The sequence below is a fragment of the Gemmatimonadaceae bacterium genome (genome assembly GCA_036496605.1).
In the GTDB taxonomy this organism is placed as follows: Bacteria; Gemmatimonadota; Gemmatimonadetes; order Gemmatimonadales; family Gemmatimonadaceae; genus AG2.
In genome coordinates this window covers 245,075-265,189 of sequence record DASXKV010000004.1, presented here as the reverse complement: position 1 = coordinate 265,189, position 20,115 = coordinate 245,075, and the positions used below count along the sequence as shown (strand labels likewise).

Below are 20,115 nucleotides of genomic sequence, written 5' to 3'. Positions count from 1 at the left end.
TGTCGTGGTGCGTCACACAAACCGAGTCCTCTGGTGCTGCCTAACGCTGATCGCCGGCTCGCTTTCCGCGCAGCCGCCGCGCGGCGACACCATTCCGCTTCCGGAACACCCACGGCCGGATTTCGAGCGCGCGGAGTGGGTGAATCTCAACGGGCGCTGGCGCTTCGCGTTCGACGCGAAAGACGATGGTGTGCGCGCCGGGTGGCCTAACGGCAACGTGCCAGCCGGACACGAGATTCTCGTCCCGTTCTCGTGGGGCGCGCCGCTTTCCGGTATCCCCGACAGCGCCAATATCGGATGGTACGCCCGAGGGATCCGCGTTCCGGAGACGTGGCGCGGCCGGCGCGTGTTCATCGTCTTCGGCGCCTCCGATTGGCGAACGACGGTCTGGGTCGACGGACGAGAGGTTGGCGAGCACCAGGGCGGTTACACGCCATTCTCGTTCGAGCTGAAACAACCGCGTGTCGGCGAGTCGCAGCGCGTCGTGGTTCGCGTCGACGACACCCCGCATCCGTTCAAGCTCGAAGGCAAGCAGGGCTACGGCCAGGCGCACGGCATGTGGCAGACCGTGTATCTCGAGGCGCGTGGCAGCGACCCGCTCGACGCCGTACACTTCTCACCGCGCTCCGATCTCTCCGGCGTCGGCGTCGATGCACGGCTTCTCGACCCGGCGCCGAGCGATCTCACGCTGCGTTTGACGTTTACGAATCGCGACGGCCAGCCGGTCGTGACGCAACGCATCCCGCGCGGTGCCACGAATATCCACGTCGACGTGCCGCTGCCTAACGCGCACCGCTGGTCGCTCGAGGATCCGTTCCTGCACGACGTGACGGCCAGCGTCGAGGGCACGGGCGTCGTAGCGGATCGAGTGCAGACCTACTTCGGCATGCGCACGATCAGCGTCGTCGATCTGCCCGGCACGACCTATCCGTACGTCGCGATCAACGGGACACCCGTCTATCTCCAGCTCGCGCTCGATCAGGCGTATCACCCGCGCGGGTACTACACCTTCCCGACCGATAGCGTCTTGCGCGACGAGATTCTCCGTGCGCGCCGCATTGGCCTCAACGGACTGCGAGAGCACATCAAGATCGAAGCGCCGCGCAAACTGTACTGGGCAGACAAGCTCGGCGTTCTCATCATGGCCGACGTCCCGAACTGGTGGGGCCCGCCCGATTCCGCCGCCTTCCACGAGCACGAGGTTGCGCTCCGGGGCATGATCGACCGCGACTACAATCATCCCGCGGTCTTTGCGTGGGTGATGTTCAACGAGACCTGGGGCCTAACGACTCAGGTCGAGGGTCGTGAGCGCTACCTTCCCGAGGCGAAGCGCAAGGTGGCGACCGTGTACGCGCTCGCGAAATCACTCGATCCAACGCGGCTCGTCGAGGACAACTCGGTCTGCTGTCATCGAGGGCACACGGCGACCGACCTCGACTCCTGGCACGAGTATCTGCCCGGCTGGGAATGGGCGCACCATCTGGACGTTGTCAGCGACAGCACGTTTCCCGGCTCGACGTGGAACTTCGAGCCGGGCTGGCGCGAAGGGCATCAGCCGATGCTCAACTCCGAGTTCGGCAACGTGTGGGGATACGAGGGCAGTACGGGCGATGTGGATTGGAGTTGGGACTATCACCGCGCGATCGACGCCTTTCGGCGCCATCCCAAGCTCGCGGGCTGGCTCTACACGGAGCATCACGACGTCATCAACGAGTGGAACGGCTACTGGCGCTTCGATCGCTCGCCGAAGGAGACCGGCTTCGGCCAGATCGTGGAAGGGATGTCGCTGCGCGATCTCCATTCACCGATGTATCTCGCCGTCGGCGACTCCTCACTGAGCCGCGCGTCGAAGCCTGGTGAGCACGTCGACGTTCCGCTCTACGCGTCCTTCCTCACCGGTAGTTCGGCGTACGGTGATTCGCTGACTCTTCGTGCCGAGCTCACCGGCTGGAACGCGCTTGGCGAGCAGCGAAGATACGCGACGATCATTAGACGCGTCGCGTATCGGCCATGGATGTCGACGTCGCTCGACCCGCTTCCCGTGGTCATGCCTAACGAGCCGGCCGTTTTGGTGTTGGCCGTGCGGCTCGAGGACGCGAGTGGCACCGTCCTGAATCGGAACTTCACGACATTCGTCGTCGAGGGCGAGCCGCCGACGTCGGCGACGCTCGAGGATGGCCGGCGCGTGCGCCTCGCCCGCGTACCGGCTGCCTCGGTGAGCGATGCACACTGGTCCCTCAAGCAATGGCAGGTGCTCGGCGGCCTCAAGGTCGACGGCGCAGGTAGTGGCTACTTCGAGTATCGCCTTCCCTGGCCGGCAGAGCTCGCGCTCAATCAGGTCGCGAGCGCGACGTTCCTCGTCGAGGCGTCATCGAAGCGCCTCAATGGAAAGGATCGTGACACCACCGCCTCGAGCAACGACGATTACATGCGCGGCGGCGGCTTCCATGATCCGAGTCGCAATCCGAACAGCTATCCGATGACCGGCACGACGCCGTTTCCGAGTGCGGTACGCGTGACGGTGAATGGCCGGCCTGGCGCCCGATTCGAGCTCGCGGACGATCCTGCCGACTCGCGCGGCATCCTGAGCTGGCACGCACAGCCGCTCGACCGCCATCTGTACGAGGCGGGTTCGTACGGCCAGCTCCTTCGCGTCTCCATTCCCGGGGACGCACTCGCCGACGCGGCCCGTAGTGGTGCAATCATCGTTAGGCTCTCCGTCGACTCGGCGCTCCCCGGAGGGCTCGCCATATACGGCGCGAACTTCGGACGCTACCCGATCGACCCGACCATACTGTTCGTTCTCCGCCGATAGCCGATGCGATCACTCCGCTCCTCTTCGATCCGTGCTGCTCTCGCCACTCTGTCCCTCGCTGGGTGCACCGTGCATCAACGCAGTGAAACTCCGTCGCCCGTGACGGTGACGCGTGCGCCGTTCGGAAGATTGTCGGACGGACGCGCCGTGGACGTCTATACGCTCACGAACGCGCACGGCATCGAGGTCCACGTGATGACCTTTGGCGCGATCATCACCGTCGTGCGCACTCCGGATCGCGCCGGTCGCCGCGACGACATCGTGCTCGGCTTCGACGGTCTCGACGGGTACGTCCGTGAGCACCCGTACTTCGGCGCAGTCGTGGGACGCTACGCGAATCGCATCGCGCACGGACGATTCACGCTCGACGGCAAGACGTATCACCTCGCGCTCAACAATGGACCGAACAGCTTGCACGGCGGTCGGCGCGGCTTCGACAAGGCCCTCTGGAACGCCGAGTCGTTCTCGAATGACAGCGCCGCTGGCGTGAGCCTGCGGTATACGAGCCCCGACGGCGAGGAGAATTATCCCGGCACGCTACGGGTGCACGTTACCTATACGCTCAACACCCACGACGAGCTCGAGGTCGATTACGAGGCGACCACGGACGAGCCGACCATTCTCAATCTCACCCAGCACTCGTATTGGAACCTCCACGGCGAGGGTCAGGGCGACATCCTCGATCACGTCGTGCAGATCGATGCGTCGGCGTTCACGCCTGTGGATTCGACACTGATCCCGACCGGCGAGATCACGCCGGTTGCGGGGACTCCCTTCGACTTCCGCACGCCCACACCGGTTGGCGCGCGCATCGATGCGCCCAACGAGCAGCTCCGTTTCGGCCGCGGCTACGACCACAACTTCGTGCTCGACCGCAAGGACACCGGGCTGACGCATGCGGCACGCGTCGTCGATCCGGCGAGTGGACGCACGCTCGACGTCAGCACGACGGAGCCGGGAATGCAGTTCTACACCGGCAACTTTCTCGACGGCACGCTCATCGGAAAAAGCGGACATGCGTACGGCCACCGCACCGGGCTGGTGCTGGAGACCCAGCATTTCCCGGATTCGCCGAATCACCCCAACTTCCCCTCGACCGTGTTGCGGCCGGGAAGCACGTACCGGTCGCGGACGGTCTTCAGATTCGGCGTGACTCGGTGAGGCTTCGGTCGACAGACTCACGTCGCCGATGACGAGCGACGCTCGCCTTCTCCTGTATGCCCTCGGCGCGGTGGTGGTGCTCATCGTGCTGATCGCGCGATTCAAGCTGCACCCGCTGATCGCGCTCACTACCGTCTCGCTCGCGATGGGCGCTGTCGCGGGGATGCCGCTCACCGGTACGCTGAAAGCGTTCCAGGACGGCGTTGGAACGGCGTTAGGCTTCATCGCGATCGTCGTCGGTATCGGGACGATGCTTGGCAAGGTGATGGCCGAGTCGGGCGCCGCGGCGCGCATCGCGACGACGCTCATCGGTCGCTTCGGCGAGCAGCGGGTACACTGGGCACTGATGATCGTCGCGTTCATCCTCGGCATTCCAGTCTTCTTTCAGGTCGGCTTCGTACTTCTGATCCCGCTGGTGTTCACGATCGCGCGCCGTACCGGCCTCTCACTCGTGAAGCTCGGCATTCCACTGGTCGCAGGGTTGTCGGTGGTCCACGGGATGTTACCGCCTCATCCGGCGGCGATGCTCGCTGTGAGCGCGTTCAACGCCGATGTGGGGCGCACGATTCTATACGGCTTGATCGTTGGACTCCCGACCGCGGCGCTGGCGGGACCGATCTTCGGCGCCTGGGTCGCACAACGCGTCGCGCTGCCGGCGGACAATCCGATGGCGATTCAGCTGTCGGAGCGCGATGTCAGCGCCGGCGACGCGACGTTGCCCCTTCCTGGCTTCGCGACCTCGCTCTTCACGGTGCTCGTTCCCGTGATCCTCATGCTGCTCGCGACCGCCGCCGACAGCTGGCTCCCGCCGGACAGCTCGCTCCGATCGACGCTGCATTTTGTCGGCAACCCGATCGTCTCGTTGCTTCTGGCACTCCTGTTTTCCTTCTGGTCGCTCGCGCGCAAACGGCATTTCACACGTGAGCAAGTTCTGAAGTTCTGCAGCGACTGCCTCGGACCGACGGCGACGATTCTCCTCGTCATCGGCGCCGGCGCCGGTTTCAATCAAGTGCTCGTCTCGAGCGGCGTCGGGCGCGCCGTCGCCGAGCTCGCACGCGTGTCGCATGCGTCACCCATCCTCCTCGCCTGGGTGATCGCCACGCTCATTCGCGTCGCCACCGGCTCGGCGACCGTCGCAATGACGACGGCCTCCGGGATCGTCGCGCCGATTGCCGCCGCGTCGGGCGCGCACGCGGAACTGCTCGTGCTCGCGACCGGCGCCGGGTCGCTGATGCTGTCGCACGTGAACGACGCCGGCTTCTGGCTCATCAAGGAATTCTTCGATATGACGGTGCTACAAACACTCAAGACCTGGACCGTTGCCGAAACGATCATCGGCGTGGCCGGCCTGATCTTCACGCTGTTGCTGAGTCTCGCACTCTGAATTCCAGGAGAATCACCGTGAGAGTCTATGTGTTCGGCGTCGCTGCGATCGCGTTGGCATCCGTCGCCTACGGCCATCGTATCTCGTTAGGCGCGGCGCCTTCGGAATGGGTCGATGTGAGCGTCACACTCGATCCGGCGACGACGCCCGTCTACGAGGGCGACCCAGGGATGCGCTTCGACTTCGTTCGCGACATGCGCAAAGGGGACTTCGTCACTGTTTCCACGTACACGCTCGGCGCCCATAGCGGCACGCATATCGATGCGCCGATGCACTTCATTCGCGATGGCGCATCGATCGATCGCGTCGCTATCGATCGGCTGATCGGACCAGCCCGCGTCATCGACATCGCCGACGGTGTGCAAGCGATCGACGCCGCCGAGCTCGCGCGACACGATTGGAAGGGCGCGCCGCGGGTTCTCTTCCGAACGCGAAGCTCGATCCACGGCTGGCTCACTCAACCCACGTTCCATCGTGACTTCGCGTATATCGCGCCTGACGCGGCGCAGATCCTCGCGGACGCTGGTGTGCAATTGGTCGGCATCGACTACCTCTCCGCGGAGCAATTTGGCGCAAAGGCGCCACGCACTCATCAGATTCTGCTCGGCAAGGGCATTCCCATTGTGGAGGGCTTGTCGTTGGGCGCGGTGAGCGCCGGAGACTATGATCTCATCGTCCTTCCGATCAAAGTTGGCCGACACGAGGCCGCTCCGGCGCGCGCCGTGCTCCGCAAGCGAGCCGTTGCAGGTTCGTGATATCAGGATGACGAGAAACGCCGCGCGCGAGGGCCTTCGAGCTCATTGCTCACGAGCGTAACAGTCGTGACGATCGCGCCCGCGCGCGACAGCCAACTCGACGTCGCATGGCTGAAGTGCGCCGATGCGTCGATAGGCACGTAGACCTCATAATCAGCGGCTATCGCTGATTTCGCGCATAACGTGACGCCGACATCGGCGGCGCTACCGGCGACGATGAGCTTCTTTCGCCGGGTGCTCTCGATCCCGCCGCGAATTCGCGAGTCATCCCAGGGATTCACCGCTCTGCGCGCGACATGCGGTGCCTCCCCGAGGGCAGCAGTCAGCTCGGGAATCACTGGGCCGAGTGTCTCGATTCCGATCGCGGTGATGATCGTCGGCAGACGAAATCGTCGCGCGGTGTTTGCCAGCTCGACGACGCGTCGCCGCGCCTCGCCGAACTCGAGCTCCCAGAGCGGCCCGATCTGATGGTCGATCAACAAGACGCAGGCGTTATCGCTCGTCAGCCGATCGTATGACGAATCGATCAGCGCGACGACGGTCGATTCCGCCCCAGGCGCAGTCTCGCTCTGACGCTCGATTCGCAATATGGTCCTGTCTGCTACGCAGTTCATTGTCTCCTCTCGCAAGTGCTCGTTCATAAGTCGAACGAGCACGACGAAAATCGACAGACTCGTGCCCCATCGCGACTATGGATTCGGCGCACCGCCCTGGAGCACCTCGGGAATGGGCTTGCCGTCCAGCGCCTCCATGGGCGAGACGCCGAGGAGCGTAGCCAACGTTGGCGCGATGTCGACTGACCTGACCACCCGCGCGTAGGTGCCGCGGTGGATGCCTGGGCCCACGAAGGCGATCGGAATGCCGACTGTTTCCGGCTGCATCGTCCCATGCTCGCCGCTCAACTTGTCCGAGAAAACGAAATTGGGCTTCGCGACGGTGACGATCAGCCACCCGATCTCCGGCGGAAGATTGCGTTTCCAGCGATTGGCGTCGGCGTCGCTGGCTGGTTCGGCAGCCAGCTCCGACGGAGTGTACACCTGCGCGACGCCCGGCAGTGACTTCGCCGCGGAGACAAACACCTTCGTTAGGCTGTCGACGTTCACGCCACGCGCCCGCATCGCCGCAACGTCGGCCGTGAGGATTCCGTTATCGAACGCAAAGTCGAACGACGTACCGTAGCGCGCCTTGAGATCGGCCACCGTGCGTTGCGTCCGCGCGCCAAGACTCATGCGCCCAGCTGATTGATGCCGCACGGCGGCGACGTATTCCGGAAACGATGTCATGCCATGGTCCGAAGTGAGCACGATCAGCGTCCGTTGGCGCGGTACCAGCTTGCCCAACGAATCGAGGAACGTACCGACCCAACCGTCGAGGCGAAGAAGGTGATCGTGCATCTCGCGCGAGTCGGGACCGTAGGTGTGGCCAATCTTGTCCGTCGTCGAGAGCGAGATGGACAGGAGATCAGTGCTGCCCCGACGCCCGAGCGAGAGCGCATTTGCACCACGAAGCGCGAAGGCCAGGGTGAGCGAATCCATCCAGGGCGATTCTTCCAGCTTGCGCAATCGCTCGACGGGATCATCGGGAAACGAATGCGGAAAGGTGAAATCGCCTCCGTCGTGCTCCCACGGCATCGAGTCCGGCTCGGCGTACGCCGAATCCGGAAGCAGCAGCGTCCATCGTCGTGGCAGTGCGTCGCCGCGAAGGTTGTCGTCGAAGCTGCGTACCCACGCCGGCAGCGTCATCGCATAGTACTGGCTCGTCGTGAACCGTCCCGCCGCGAACCAGTACACGTCCGCATGGGCGCGACCGACGGGGAGTATCGCGCCGCGATCTTTGCGCGACACGCTCAGCACGCGCGTCGACGAATCCGATTTGCGCATCCAATCGAACAGCGTCGTGCCGACAAATCGCCTCGGCGAAGCGCCGACGACGCCGGGAGCGTCGATGAGTGGAAACGTCGGGTCGGGTACGCCGCGGTCGTTCGAGAAGATGCCGGTGTGCACCGGCTCGCGTCCCGAGAGCATCGCTGAATGCCCGGGTGCGGTCTCCGTCATCGCATGCTCCTGATGCGCGTTCGGAAAGAACGCCGAGCTGTCGCGTATGAGCCGGAAGCCGCCGTGAAACTGATCGTGAAAGCGCGCGAAGTAATCCGGACGCATCTGATCGACGGCGATCAACACGACGAGTGCGGGTTTCTCGTTGGGCAGGGTGCGTTGGGCGATGATCGGTGACGATCCTGCGAAAAGCGCGATAGGAACGACCAGAAGACGTGAGCGCATTGGGAGGCAACGGGTTGGCGATGACATGAGGTATGGCCGGCCGCCGGCGGCCGCGCGAGCGGAGTTGCGTCACCGCTGCGTAACGGTTCCATTCACGGTTGCGTATCGCCCGCGCCTCCGGTGACATCGCGCGGAAAGCCGCGATTACATTCGGTGCAGCTGCATGACGTCGACACCCATTTCACCGCACTCTTCGCTCTCGCACACCACTATCGGCTCGGAGTTCAGCGAGCTGTGGACGGCGCTCGCATCGCAGTATGCGGTGGAGCGAGAGCTCGGCCGTGGCGGAATGGGGGCAGTCTTTCTCGCTCGCGACGTCCGGCTCGATCGCTTCGTCGCGATCAAAGTGCTCCCGCCGCATCTCGCCGCCGAGTCCGAGCTGCGCGAGCTGTTTCTGCGCGAGGCGCGCACTGCCGGCCGGCTCTCGCATCCGAATATCGTCGCCGTTTTTCGCGCCGACGAGCTCGCCGGGCATCCGTTCTTCGCAATGCCCTTTATCGAGGGCGAGAACCTCGCCGAGCGGGTGAGCGCGCAGGGTCCGCTGCCGGCGGCGGACGCGGTGCGCTTTCTCCGGGAAGTCGCCTGGGCGTTAGCGTATGCTCATGCGCGTGGCGTCGTGCACCGTGACGTGAAGCCCGAGAACATCATGATCGAGCATGGCTCGGGTCGAGCGATCGTGACCGACTTTGGTATCGCCCGCGTCGAGTTCGGCCCGACCCTGACGCAAGATGGACTCATCGTCGGGACGGCGAGCTACATGAGTCCGGAGCAGATCGATGGCGAGTCGCTCGATGGGCGCAGCGATCTCTATGCACTCGGGATCGTCGGATTTCTCTTGTTGAGTGGACGCTTACCGTTTGCCGCCCCGAGCGTGTCGGCAATCCTGTACGCGCACCTCAACACTCCTGCGCCTTCGCTCGCGTCCGTCGCGCCGCGCGTCCCCGAACCGATTGCCGCGGTGATCGACCGGTGTCTCGAGAAGAATCGAGACGCGCGCTATCCGACGGGCGAATCGCTTGCCGACGCGCTCGAGAAGGCGCTGCGTATCTCCGAGCCGGCGCTGACGCGCACTGGGGAATTCGACGCGCGCAGCGTTTCGCCGCGCGAGGCGGCGCTCGCCCTGGAGCGGGCGGCGGCGATGCAGTCGACCGCGGCTCGAGAGCTCAGCGAGCGCATGGCTTCCACGCCGACGGTCTACACCGTCCGCGAGCTCGAGGCCGAAGCGACGGCGGCTGGAATTCCCGTACGCCTCGTCAGGCGTGCGCTCGCCGACGTAAAGCCGCCGCAGTAGTTCAGCAAACAATCACGGCGTCGCGGTGCGCGCTGCGCCGTCGAGCTGCTCGATCGTTGCGATGGATGGTGGACGCTCGCGCTGCAAGCGCTTCGCGACTTGCTCGGCCTGTGCGAGGACGCGGAGGACGTTCCCGCCCGCGAGCTTCTTGAGGTCGGTGTCGCTCCAGCCGCGGCGGACGAGCTCCGCGAAGACCGCTGGATATTTCGAGACGTCCTCGAGCCCGACAACGGTTTCCTCGATGCCGTCGAAATCGCTACCGATGCCGACGTGATCCACGCCGGCGACCTGCCGAACGTGCTCGATCGCATTCGCGACGTCGGCGACCGACGCCGTGGGTCGCGGATGCGCCGCGCGCCAGGTCGCGATCTCGGAGCGAATGGCCGCGGTGTCTCCCTGGTGACGGCGCGTCGCGTCGGCGCTGATTGCCGCGAGCTGATTGTCGTCGGCGTAGACGGCTTTCGAGACGAAGCTCGTGACGAATGGGACCATCACGACGCCGCCGTTCTTCGGCACGCGCGCGAGAATCGAATCGGGCACGTTCCGCGGATGGTCGACGAGCGCGCGGGCAGCGGAGTGCGAGAAAATCACTGGGGCGACGGTGACGTCGAGCGCGGAGCTCATCGTTCCGGGCGACACATGCGAGAGGTCGACGAGCATGCCGAGTCGATTCATCTCGCGCACGACTTCCTTCCCGAACGGCGTGAGGCCGCCGTGCGTGGCCGAATCGAGCGCTGCGTCCGCCCAGTCGAGTGTGACATTGTGCGTGAGCGTCATGTAGCGCGCACCGAGCGCGTAGTACGCGCGAAGCAGGTCGAGCGAGTTCTCGATGGCGTGTCCGCCTTCGACTCCGAGCATCGACCCGAGCTTGCCGTGCGCGATCGCACTACGGACGGAATCCGCCGTCGTGGCCCACTGGAGCTCCGGGTACCGCGCGACGACGCGTCGCGCGATGTCGATCTGCTCGAGCTGCACGCGCGCATATCCAGGCTGGCTCGAGACGTTCCCGTTAGGCCTGTACACGCCATCCGTGCGCTCCCCCGGGATGTAGACGGACCAGAACTGTCCGCCGACGTGGCCGGCCTTGAGGCGCGCGAGATCGGTCATCCCCGGCGTATGACGTCGCAGGTCATACGCCTCGACGTCCATCGGATGGTTCTTGTCCTCACGAATCCGCCAGGGCAAATCGTTGTGCCCGTCGATGATCGGCTGCTCGGTGAGAACCTTGATGGCGCGCGCCATATAGGGGTCGGCGGCCGGGCGAGATTGCGGCTGCTGGGCTGAAAGCGAAGGCGCGGCGAAGAAGACCACCGCGAGGATACGAGGGAAAGTCATGCGGGAATCATAGAGGAAGGAACTCCAGGTGGAAACGGCAACAAGAGCGAACCGACGAACTCTTACCGCAGTTCCGCCCTCAGGCTGCCAACCGAGACTTCCCGACGGACAGCGCTGCTTCGTCGGCTCGGCGCAGCGTTACCACCGTTATCTCGGGAAACGCGCCAAGCCTGAATGGGATGCCCCAATAGCCCGTCCCAGGATTGATGTACAACAACGCATCACCAGCACGGTGGGCGCCCATCGCGTGCTCGAGAAACGGTGAGGCGAGACTCCAGCCGAGCCGAGGAAAGGCGAATTGGCCCCAGTGCGTGTGGCCACTCAGGGTGAGTGCGACGCCGCGTTCGGCGAGGCCGGGCCAGAGCGCGGGATTGTGCGCAAAGGCAATGACCGTCGTCGCTGCCGGAACCTCCGCGAGCGCGCGTTCGACGTCGGGCGCGGCAGCGTCGTTAGGCTGTGCGCTCCAGCGCGCCCGCGCCGCGGGGTCGCCCGTGCCGACGATGGCAAGGCGCGACCCCGCCCGCTCGACGACACGGGAATCGTTGACGAGTATCGTCGCGTCCGTCGTTGCGCTGAGCGACCGCGATACCGCGTCCCAGCCCGCGTAGATGTCGTGATTCCCGGGAATGAGATAAACGCCAAGTGGCGCGCGAAGCCGCGCGAAGGCGGCCGCGTACCACGGGACGTCTTCGGCTCTATCGTCGACGACATCGCCCGTCACCGCGATGATGTCGGGCGCAATTCGCGCAACCGTCTCCGCAACGTGCGAGAGAAATCGCTTCGACGTTTGTGGGCCGACGTGCAGATCGGAGATCTGCGCGATCCGCAGTCCATCGAACGATGGCGGGAGGTCGCGCACACGCGCTTCGACTTCGCGCACGACAAGCAGACGGGAGCCGACATAGCCGGCGAGGAGAAGCACGGCGCCCGTGAGCAACACCGCACCAGAGAAGAGACGCCCAAAAAACATCGACGACCCGAAGGGCAGGCCGATGAGGATTCCTAGAATCGCCGCGCCCGCGACGAACGGCAAAAGGAGCTGCGTATATAGCAGGACCCGCACGACCGCGACGCGGAAGAGCGCGCTCGGATAGAACGGCCAGCCCCGCCACCGCACGAAGGCGAGTAGCGGAACTGTCGTGTACAATGCAGCGACTGCGACGACGACCGGTGCGGCCCAACTCAGTCCGCTAACGACGACGCCGATCGCGACCCACGACGCCAATTGATATGCCAGAAACCGAACCACTACTCTCAACGCGTCCGCCTCTGCCCTCTGCCTTCTACGCCCCACGCTCGGCGACCAGCGCCGCGACTTCGCGCACCTTCGGCGCGATCACCGGCGCTTCGGGAAGAACATCGCGCACCGCCTCGGTTGTCTTCAGGCCGTTTCCCGTTATGCACAGTACGACCTCGTCATCGACACGAAGATGTCCCCGCTTCGCGAGCTCGAGCGCCGCGGCGACCGTGACGCCGCCCGCCGTCTCAGTGAAGATACCCGTGGTCTCGGCGAGCAGACGCATGCCGGCGACGAGCGCCTCATCGCTCACCGCCTGTGCCGCGCCACGGCTCTCGCGCATCGCCTTGACGGCGAAGGTGCCGTCCGCGGGATTGCCAATCGCGATCGAGCGGGCGATGGTGTTGGGCACTTCGGGAATGATACGATCGTCACCGCGATCGAAAAGCCTGACGATCGGGGCGCACCCTTCGGCCTGCGCGCCGAAGAGACGCGGCGGCGTTCCGCTGACCAGTTCCGCGGCCAATACTTCACCGAAACCTTTGCGCAACTTCGTGACGACCGAGCCGCCCGCCATTGGCGCGACGACCGCCGTCGGCAAACGCCAGCCAAGCTGCTCGGCGATCTCGAACGCGATCGTCTTGGAGCCCTCGCCGTAATAGCCCCGCAAATTCACGTTGACGATACCCCAGCCAAACCGATCGGCGACTTGCGTGCACAGTCGGTTGACGTCGTCGTAGTGCCCGCGCACGCGAACGAGATTCGGCCCGTAGATCGCCGTGCCGATGATTTTGCCGATCTCCAGATCCTCGGGAATGAACACCCAAGCCGCCATGCCGGCACGGGCCGCATGTGCCGCGACCGCGTTCGCCAGATTTCCGGTCGACGCACACCCGATCGTCGTTAGGCCGAATGCGTGCGCGGCGTTGATCGCCGTAGCGACAACGCGATCCTTGAACGACAAGCTCGGGTGCGAGACGCTGTCGTTCTTGACCCACGCGCGTGCAACGCCGAGCCGCTCGGCGAGTCGCGGCGCGTCGACGAGCGGCGTGAATCCGGTGTCGAGCGACAGCACCGGGTCTCCTTCGAAAGGCAACCACTCTCGGTAGCGCCAGAGCGATGGCGGCCGACTCGCGATCGTTGCACGGTCCGGCAGCTCGCGCTCGACGGGATAGAGGGGCTCGAGTGGGCCGAGGCAGTGTTCGCACACAGCGACCGCCGCGCCTTCCTGTTCCACCCCGCAGACCCGGCAGCGTTGCGGGAGCACGCGCAGACTAGAGTGTTGGATCGATGTCATGGCTTCTGTCGAAAGCTAGATCCTTCGCTTCGCTCAGGATGACAGTGTCGGTTCAATACTTCGGTAAGGACGGATCCACCTCATCCGCCCACCGATGAATCCCGCCTGCGAGATTCCACACGCGACGAAAACCCGCCGCGCGTAGTTGCTGCACCGCGCGACCGCTGCGCGCACCGGTGCGGCAAATCACCACCGCCTCGCGTGAGCTATCCAACGTCGGCAGTGCCTCGGCGAGCGAACCGAGTGGAATGAGCCGCACATTGGGAATGCGCGCGATGTTCAACTCGTGCGGCTCGCGCACGTCGATCAGATCGATGTCGTCGCCGCGACGCAGACGCTCGGCCAACTCCGCCGGCGTGATCTCGGGAATCTGGTTCGTGTTCGCCACGGTCGCCTCCGGCGTGACGCCACAGAATTGATCGTAATCGATCAACTCCGTGATCTCGTGCGTTCCGCAAGCTGGGCAATCTGGGTCTTTGCGAAGCCTAACGGTTCGGAATTTCATGCTCAACGCGTCGACCAGAAGCAGCCGCCCGACGAGCGGCTCACCGACACCGAGAATGAGCTTGATCCCTTCCGTCGCCTGGATCGTTCCCACCAAACCCGGGAGCACCCCGAGGACGCCGCCCTCGGCGCAGCTTGGAACGAGACCGGGGGGCGGTGGCTCGGGAAAGAGACACCGATAGCACGGTCCCTCCTCGAGGGCAAAGACGGACGCCTGTCCCTCGAAGCGGAAGATCGATCCATACACGTTAGGCTTTCCGAGGAGAACGCAGGCGTCGTTCGTTAGGTAGCGCGTGGCGAAGTTGTCCGTGCCGTCGATCACAACGTCATAGTCGCGAATGATGTCGAGCGCGTTTTCCGCGGTGAGACGTGTCTCGTACGGCTCGACGTGCACGTGCGGGTTCACGTCGCCGATGCGGTCGATCGCCGACTCGAGCTTCGAACGGCCAACGTCCTTCGTGCCGTGCAACACCTGCCGCTGAAGATTCGAAACGTCGACGACGTCGAAATCGACGAGACCCAACGTGCCGACGCCGGCCGCGGCGAGATACAGCGCGAGCGGCGAGCCGAGGCCGCCCGCACCGATGAGCAGAATACGACCGGCCTTGAGCTTTCTCTGACCATCGACGCCGACGTCGGGCAGAATGAGGTGCCGGCTGTACCGCAGCACCTCTTCGTTGGTCAGCTGGTCGCCACCGTTGACGTGTGGCATGCAATCATCCTCCGGCGATGGCCGGCACGACGGTCAGCTCATCGCCGTCCTGAACCGCGGCCTCGAAGCCACCGTGAAAGCGAATGTCTTCGTCGTTGAGGTAGAACGTGACGAATGGGTATGGATTGCCGGCGTCATCGCGCAGGCGTGGCGCGAGCGCCGGGAATCGCGTCGCGACGTCGGCGACGATGGCGCCGACGGTCCCGCCATCGGCGTCGAGGACGCGGCCATCGGCAAGTTTCGCGAGAACAGTCGGCAGATGCAGTGTGACGGACATAGGCGAAGACCTCGATTGAAAAACAAAATCGCCCGGGCGGGAAAGCCGCCGGGCGCGTCGCGTTTTAGCACCTTGTTTAGCGTGGCGGCAATAGGCGGCAAATGACCACGAGACCTTCAGTTGTTCGTCAGTGTAGTGCGCGCGAACGACGGCGTCAAGAGGAGCGCCGTTGCGGTGACTCTCGCCGACTCGTCTCTCGACTGCCCTCTCTTCCCACGAGCCGAGTGAGCGTTTCAGCAGCGCCAACCACGTCCGTTGTCAGCCGGTCCGCCCCACGCGGCGTCATTCTCGCCGAGCGCGTGCAGTCGTGGCTGCCGTGGCTCGTGAGTGCGCTCGCGCTCGTCGCGGCCGTGCACGCCGTCGATCCGCTCCCGATCGGTGTCTTCTACGACGACGCGCAGTACGTGGTCCTCGCGAAAGCGCTCGCGACAGGGCAGGGTTATCGTTTTCTAAACTTGCCCGGCGCGCCGCTCGCCACGCACTTCCCGCCGGGCTATCCCGCCTTCCTCGCGCTGCTGTGGCGGATTTCGCCGGCATTTCCAGAGAACGTCGCCCTCCTCAAATTTGCGAACGCGATACTGCTCGCGATCGTTGCGCTCACCACGTATCGATTTGCTCATCGCACGCTCGTGCTGCCATCGGGATTGGCGGTCGCGGCGGCGCTGGCCGGGACCGCGAGCATTCCGTCGCTCCTGCTCAGCAGCTCGATCATGTCGGAGTCGCTCTTTCTCGCCATACTCCTGCCGCTCCTATCATGGGCCGAACGCGAGACGAACTTCGACCCCGTGAACGGCTCGAGTGTTCGTTCGCCGCTGCTGCTCGGAGCGGCTGCTGGTGCGCTGACGCTCGTCCGAACGCATGGCATCGCGCTGGTCGCCGCCATCGCCGTGGCGTATGTCGTTAGGCGCCGACGACGCGACGCGGCGGCCTTCGTCGCGGCGACGCTCGTCCTGAACGTGCCGTGGCTGGCTTGGGTGGCGGCCCACAACGACGCCCTGCCTCCTCTTGTGCGTGGCGCGTACGGGTCGTATTCGGCCTGGCTCGTCTCCGGATTCCGAGCCGAGGGGCTGCACCTGCTCGTCGCGACCATCCCCGACAACATCGCCACCATCTGGATGTCGATCGTTCGATCGATCGTGCCCGATATCCATTGGTCGCTGGATGTTCTGATCGGCGGTGTGTATCTGGCGCTGGCATCGATCGGCGTCGCGAGCTGTTGGCGGCGCGCACGCGTCATGACCCTGTTCGTCGCCTTCTACCTCGCGATCGTGATCGTCTGGCCCTTCTCACCGCTGCGCTTTGTCTGGGGGATCTGGCCGCTCTGCATGCTGTTCCCGGCCGCCGGTCTCGCGAGCGCCTGGCAAGCGACCGTCGTTAGGCACGGAACTCTGTCGCGCGGAGCGCTCGTACTCGCTGCGCTGGCGCTCGGTACCGGGATCGTCGCCTTCAACGTCCGCGGCTACGAAAACGCGTGGTGGTCGTCGAACTCGCGCTATCACGCCCGGCGCGTGCTGCCGGAGTTGGCGTGGGTGGCTCGCTCGACGAACCCGCGCGACATCATTGCGTCAGATGTCGAAGCGGCAGTCTATCTGTACACGGGACGCCTTGCCGTACCGATCACGTCGTTCACCGCCGCCGAATACGCGCGCGAACGCACGCCAGCGGAACAAATTTCTATCGTCAGCCAGCTGCTCGATCGATACCAGCCTCGCTACGTCCTCGCGACGTCGCCACGTGTCCTCGACGCCATGGCGCGACTCGCGCACTCGCGCTCAGCGTCGCTCGTGCGTATTGATTCACTCACGCCGGGAAGCGTGTACGTGCGGCTCGCGTGCACGCGTCTTGCAGTTGACTCCGTTCCCTCTCGCTGTGAGTGACCCAATGCCGTCCGTACAGCAAAACAATCGCGCGGCGGCCCTGCTCGAGGAGCTTCGGGCCGACGATGGACTCTCCCTCGAGCGGCTCGCACTGCTGATCGGAGTCTCCCCGGAAGACCTCCGGGCCGGCAAGGAGCGCCGATTGGTGCTGCCGCCGCTCGTTCAGGCGCGGCTCGGTCGTGTAATCGCGAGCCGAGTGCCGCGGCTAACCACGCGAGCGCGCCGTCTCGAGGAGCAGGCAACCGCCGCCGCGAGTCTCGAGAGTGGCGCCACGGCGCGTCACCTCACTGCGCCGGCCAAATGGCGGTAACGAGAGTCGCTCGTTAGGCGACGATCGCCGCGTCCGATTCATCGAGGACGCGGATCGACCACAGCAACCGTTGCCCGCTCGCCATCTTCGAATCACTGACCACGTTTATCGCGGCGCTCACCGTGACCGGAGAATCGGTTGGACGAAGCAGCACCAGTCGCCAATCACCGACGCCACCAGCCTCCACCACGCGCGACAACCCGTCGCGAAAGCGTCGCCGCTCGTCGGGCGCGATGAATCGACTGATCGGCTGACGCTCCAATCCCCAGTCCTCACGCTTCAGCAGCCGCACGCACGCACGATTTGCGTCCATAACGGCGCCATAGACATCCGTGACAAGAAGACAGGCTGGCGCGAGCTCGAACAGATCGCGTTCCCCTCGGACGCGCTGCTCGAGCTCATCGCGCAGGTGCGCAAGCGCCGTCGTCCGCTCCACTAACTCTTCTTCAGCGACCTTCAATTCCTCGAGCGACGATACGAGGATCGCCGACAACTTCGTCTCACGCTCGTCGCGCTTTTGCGACGGCATCGACGTTTCGCCGCAGATGGCGTCCGCCGTATGCTTGAGCAGCATCTGTCGCTGCTGAGCGAAGGTCGAAATCAGATCGTCGCGAATCGTGGTACGGTCGTTCATGATCTCAGCCAGTGCGTTGGGGATGTAGTTTCAATTATGTGGTGCGGTCCTGCGGGGCGAAACCCCCAGACTGGCTACCCTCACGGCAGCCACCGCGAGCGACATGCACTTGCTCAAATTTTGCCGCTGGCAGGCTCATGACCTGCCATTACTTATCTCTTTCCGCGAAGACGATGCGACTGTCACTCATCGTGGCGATCGGCTCCTCATGCGCATTCGCGTCAATTGCCACGGCGCGCGCGCAATCGACGTCCCCCACAGCGATCGACCGGGCAAACATGGACACGACCTGCTCGGCCTGTTCCGATTTCTTCGACTACGCCAACGGCGGCTGGCTCAGGACGGCGAAGATCCCCGCCAGCAAAACGAGTCTCGGTAGCTTCGGCATGCTCAGCGATCGCAACGAAGCCGTTGTCCACAGCATTCTCGAGGACGATGCTGCCGCCGTGCACTCGGCGACAGTGAAGCCCGGAACCAATCAGTGGAAGGTGGGAACGTTCTACGCGAGCTGCATGGACACGGTTGGGGTCGCTGCGCGGGGGATCGAACCGCTGAGGCCGACACTCGACGCCATCGGTCGCGTCAAAAGCAGCGGTGATCTCGTTCGTGTCTTTGCTTCGTCAGAGCGACGCAATGGACTCGCGCCATTCGCGATCACGCCCGCGCCCGACCCGAAAAACGTCAAGGAGACGATTGTCTCGGCGAATCAGGGCGGTCTCGGTCTCCCGGATCGTGAGTATTACCTAAAGACAGATGCGCGTTCCGAGGAGCTGCGGATGCAGTACGTGGCGCACGTCACGCGAACGCTCGAGCTCATCGGCGAGCCCGCGACTCAAGCAGCCTCCGACGCCGATCGCGTCGTGGCACTCGAGACGGCGCTTGCGCGTGCCGCCCTCCCACGCGTCGCGATGCGCGATCCGAACGCCGTCTATCACAAGATGTCGCTCGCCGAATTCCAGCGCCTGACGCCACACATCGAGTGGCGCGAGTATCTCAGCGCCGTCGGCGGCGCTCGTGCCACGACCGTGAACGTTCGCACGCCGGCCTTCTTCACTGCGCTCGACTCGCTCATCACGACGATTCCGCTCGACGATTGGAAGTCGTATCTGCGGTGGCACGCCGCGGCGAGTGCCGCGCCGACGCTTGGGCCGGCGTTCGTCGCCGAAGACTTTCACTTCAATAGCACCGTGATGCGAGGCGTGGAGGAGCAGGAGCCGCGCTGGCGACGCTGCGCAACGGCGACCAACGCCGCGTTAGGCTGGGCCGTCGGGCAGGAATATGTGAAGCGGACGTTCACTCCCGAAGCGCGCACACGAGCCGCGCAGATGGTCGACAATCTCGTCAGCGCGTTGCGCGAGCGCATCGCGCAGCTCGACTGGATGAGCGCCGCAACCAGGCGACAAGCGACCGCCAAGCTCGACGCATTTCTGCGTAAGGTCGCGTATCCCGACACCTGGCGAGATTACTCGACGCTGCTGGTGAAGCCTGGCGCGTACTACGAAAATGCGGCGATGGCCGGCGAGTGGAATCGCCATCGGGCCTGGACGAGGCTCGGCAAGCCGGTGGACCGCACCGAATGGACGATGGTGCCGCCGACAGTCAACGCGAGCTACAGCCCGTCCCTCAATCAGATCCAGTTCCCTGCTGGCATTCTGCAGCCTCCCTTTTTCGATCCAGATGCCGACGACGCGGTGAACTACGGTGGCATTGGGGCCGTGATTGGCCACGAAATGAGTCATGGCTTCGACGATCAGGGCCGACAGTTCGACGCGCAGGGCAATCTGCGCGATTGGTGGACGCCGGAAGACGCGGCGAAATACAAGGTCGAAGCGCAGCGCATCGTCGATCAGTTCAACGGGTACACGGTCGTCGATTCGTCGACGCACGTGAACGGCTGGCTGACGTTAGGCGAGAACATTGGTGATTTCGGCGGGCTCACCGTCGCGTATGCCGCTCTGCAAAAGGCGCTCGCTGCGCGCCGCGCTCGCGGGGAACAGATCGCCACGATCGACGGCTTCACGCCTGAACAGCGCTTCTTCCTCAGCTGGGCCCAGATCTGGCGCGAGATCCAGCGCCCTCAAGCGGAGCGCCTGCAAGTCGCGACGAATCCGCACTCACCCGCGAAATGGCGCGTCAATGGTCCGCTCAGCAACATGCCCGAGTTCAAGCAGGCGTGGGGATGCAAGGATGGCGATCCGATGGTCCGGCCGGACAGCTCGAGAGCGCGCATCTGGTAGGATGGCGCCC

Annotated in this window: 16 protein-coding genes; 8 read left to right on the top strand and 8 right to left on the bottom strand. The window is 64.6% G+C overall.

Annotated elements, in window-relative coordinates:
- The first annotated feature begins 4 nt into the window (after nt 1-4).
- From VGH98_02985 to VGH98_02970, 4 genes are all read left to right on the top strand, one after another.
- Nucleotides 5-2,815: a glycoside hydrolase family 2 TIM barrel-domain containing protein gene (locus VGH98_02985; GenBank protein HEY2374917.1), complete on the top strand. Its 2,811-nt coding sequence runs from the start codon at nt 5-7 to the stop codon at nt 2,813-2,815.
- A gap of 69 nt (nt 2,816-2,884) precedes the next feature.
- Entirely contained in the window at nt 2,885-3,976 is a 1,092-nt protein-coding gene (locus VGH98_02980) for an aldose epimerase family protein (GenBank protein HEY2374916.1), read from the top strand.
- A gap of 28 nt (nt 3,977-4,004) precedes the next feature.
- Nucleotides 4,005-5,360: a GntP family permease gene (locus tag VGH98_02975; GenBank protein HEY2374915.1), complete on the top strand. Its 1,356-nt coding sequence runs from the start codon at nt 4,005-4,007 to the stop codon at nt 5,358-5,360.
- Between the two features lie 17 nt (nt 5,361-5,377).
- Nucleotides 5,378-6,115, top strand: a complete 738-nt coding sequence (locus VGH98_02970) for a cyclase family protein (GenBank protein HEY2374914.1) — start codon at nt 5,378-5,380, stop codon at nt 6,113-6,115.
- Between the two features lie 2 nt (nt 6,116-6,117).
- Here the strand turns inward: VGH98_02970 and VGH98_02965 are convergent, their stop codons facing one another.
- Together VGH98_02965 and VGH98_02960 are read right to left on the bottom strand one after the other, a co-directional pair.
- Complete coding sequence (locus VGH98_02965; GenBank protein HEY2374913.1) at nt 6,118-6,729, bottom strand: isochorismatase family protein; 612 nt, start codon at nt 6,727-6,729, stop codon at nt 6,118-6,120.
- A 75-nt stretch (nt 6,730-6,804) separates the two neighbouring features.
- Entirely contained in the window at nt 6,805-8,394 is a 1,590-nt protein-coding gene (locus VGH98_02960; GenBank protein ID HEY2374912.1) for an alkaline phosphatase family protein, read from the bottom strand.
- A 163-nt stretch (nt 8,395-8,557) separates the two neighbouring features.
- Between VGH98_02960 and VGH98_02955 the strand changes: the two genes are divergently transcribed.
- Complete coding sequence (locus tag VGH98_02955; GenBank protein ID HEY2374911.1) at nt 8,558-9,685, top strand: serine/threonine-protein kinase; 1,128 nt, start codon at nt 8,558-8,560, stop codon at nt 9,683-9,685.
- A gap of 12 nt (nt 9,686-9,697) precedes the next feature.
- Here VGH98_02955 and VGH98_02950 read toward each other — a convergent pair whose 3' ends face one another.
- The 5 genes from VGH98_02950 to VGH98_02930 form a co-directional block, all read right to left on the bottom strand.
- Complete coding sequence (locus VGH98_02950) at nt 9,698-11,020, bottom strand: dipeptidase (protein HEY2374910.1); 1,323 nt, start codon at nt 11,018-11,020, stop codon at nt 9,698-9,700.
- Between the two features lie 79 nt (nt 11,021-11,099).
- A complete protein-coding gene (locus tag VGH98_02945) occupies nt 11,100-12,269 on the bottom strand; it encodes a metallophosphoesterase (protein ID HEY2374909.1) in 1,170 nt (389 codons plus the stop codon).
- Between the two features lie 34 nt (nt 12,270-12,303).
- A complete protein-coding gene (thrC, locus tag VGH98_02940) occupies nt 12,304-13,554 on the bottom strand; it encodes a threonine synthase (GenBank protein ID HEY2374908.1) in 1,251 nt (416 codons plus the stop codon).
- Nucleotides 13,555-13,606: 52 nt separating this feature from the next.
- Entirely contained in the window at nt 13,607-14,770 is a 1,164-nt protein-coding gene (gene moeB, locus VGH98_02935; GenBank protein HEY2374907.1) for a molybdopterin-synthase adenylyltransferase MoeB, read from the bottom strand.
- Between the two features lie 4 nt (nt 14,771-14,774).
- Nucleotides 14,775-15,047 (bottom strand): MoaD/ThiS family protein, encoded by a 273-nt coding sequence (locus VGH98_02930; GenBank protein ID HEY2374906.1) that lies wholly within the window; start codon nt 15,045-15,047, stop codon nt 14,775-14,777.
- A 224-nt stretch (nt 15,048-15,271) separates the two neighbouring features.
- Here VGH98_02930 and VGH98_02925 point away from each other — a divergent pair, with 224 nt between their 5' ends.
- Nucleotides 15,272-16,924 carry a hypothetical protein gene (locus tag VGH98_02925; protein ID HEY2374905.1) on the top strand — a complete coding sequence of 551 codons (1,653 nt, stop codon included), beginning with the start codon at nt 15,272-15,274 and terminating at the stop codon, nt 16,922-16,924.
- A 4-nt stretch (nt 16,925-16,928) separates the two neighbouring features.
- Nucleotides 16,929-17,234 (top strand): hypothetical protein, encoded by a 306-nt coding sequence (locus VGH98_02920; protein ID HEY2374904.1) that lies wholly within the window; start codon nt 16,929-16,931, stop codon nt 17,232-17,234.
- Nucleotides 17,235-17,247: 13 nt separating this feature from the next.
- Here the strand turns inward: VGH98_02920 and VGH98_02915 are convergent, their stop codons facing one another.
- A complete protein-coding gene (locus VGH98_02915) occupies nt 17,248-17,868 on the bottom strand; it encodes a PAS domain-containing protein (GenBank protein ID HEY2374903.1) in 621 nt (206 codons plus the stop codon).
- Nucleotides 17,869-18,041: 173 nt separating this feature from the next.
- Here VGH98_02915 and VGH98_02910 point away from each other — a divergent pair, with 173 nt between their 5' ends.
- Nucleotides 18,042-20,105: a M13 family metallopeptidase gene (locus VGH98_02910; protein HEY2374902.1), complete on the top strand. Its 2,064-nt coding sequence runs from the start codon at nt 18,042-18,044 to the stop codon at nt 20,103-20,105.
- The last annotated feature ends 10 nt before the right edge of the window (nt 20,106-20,115 follow it).

Coding starts and splice junctions, on each gene's coding strand:
- VGH98_02975 (HEY2374915.1), top strand. CDS start 4,005: ATGACGAGCGACGCTCGCCTTCTCCTGTATGCCCTCGGCGCGGTGGTG.
- VGH98_02950 (HEY2374910.1), bottom strand. CDS start 11,020: ATGACTTTCCCTCGTATCCTCGCGGTGGTCTTCTTCGCCGCGCCTTCG.
- VGH98_02955 (HEY2374911.1), top strand. CDS start 8,558: ATGACGTCGACACCCATTTCACCGCACTCTTCGCTCTCGCACACCACT.
- VGH98_02920 (HEY2374904.1), top strand. CDS start 16,929: ATGCCGTCCGTACAGCAAAACAATCGCGCGGCGGCCCTGCTCGAGGAG.
- thrC (HEY2374908.1), bottom strand. CDS start 13,554: ATGACATCGATCCAACACTCTAGTCTGCGCGTGCTCCCGCAACGCTGC.
- moeB (HEY2374907.1), bottom strand. CDS start 14,770: ATGCCACACGTCAACGGTGGCGACCAGCTGACCAACGAAGAGGTGCTG.
- VGH98_02930 (HEY2374906.1), bottom strand. CDS start 15,047: ATGTCCGTCACACTGCATCTGCCGACTGTTCTCGCGAAACTTGCCGAT.
- VGH98_02960 (HEY2374912.1), bottom strand. CDS start 8,394: ATGCGCTCACGTCTTCTGGTCGTTCCTATCGCGCTTTTCGCAGGATCG.
- VGH98_02910 (HEY2374902.1), top strand. CDS start 18,042: ATGCGACTGTCACTCATCGTGGCGATCGGCTCCTCATGCGCATTCGCG.
- VGH98_02965 (HEY2374913.1), bottom strand. CDS start 6,729: ATGAACTGCGTAGCAGACAGGACCATATTGCGAATCGAGCGTCAGAGC.
- VGH98_02915 (HEY2374903.1), bottom strand. CDS start 17,868: ATGAACGACCGTACCACGATTCGCGACGATCTGATTTCGACCTTCGCT.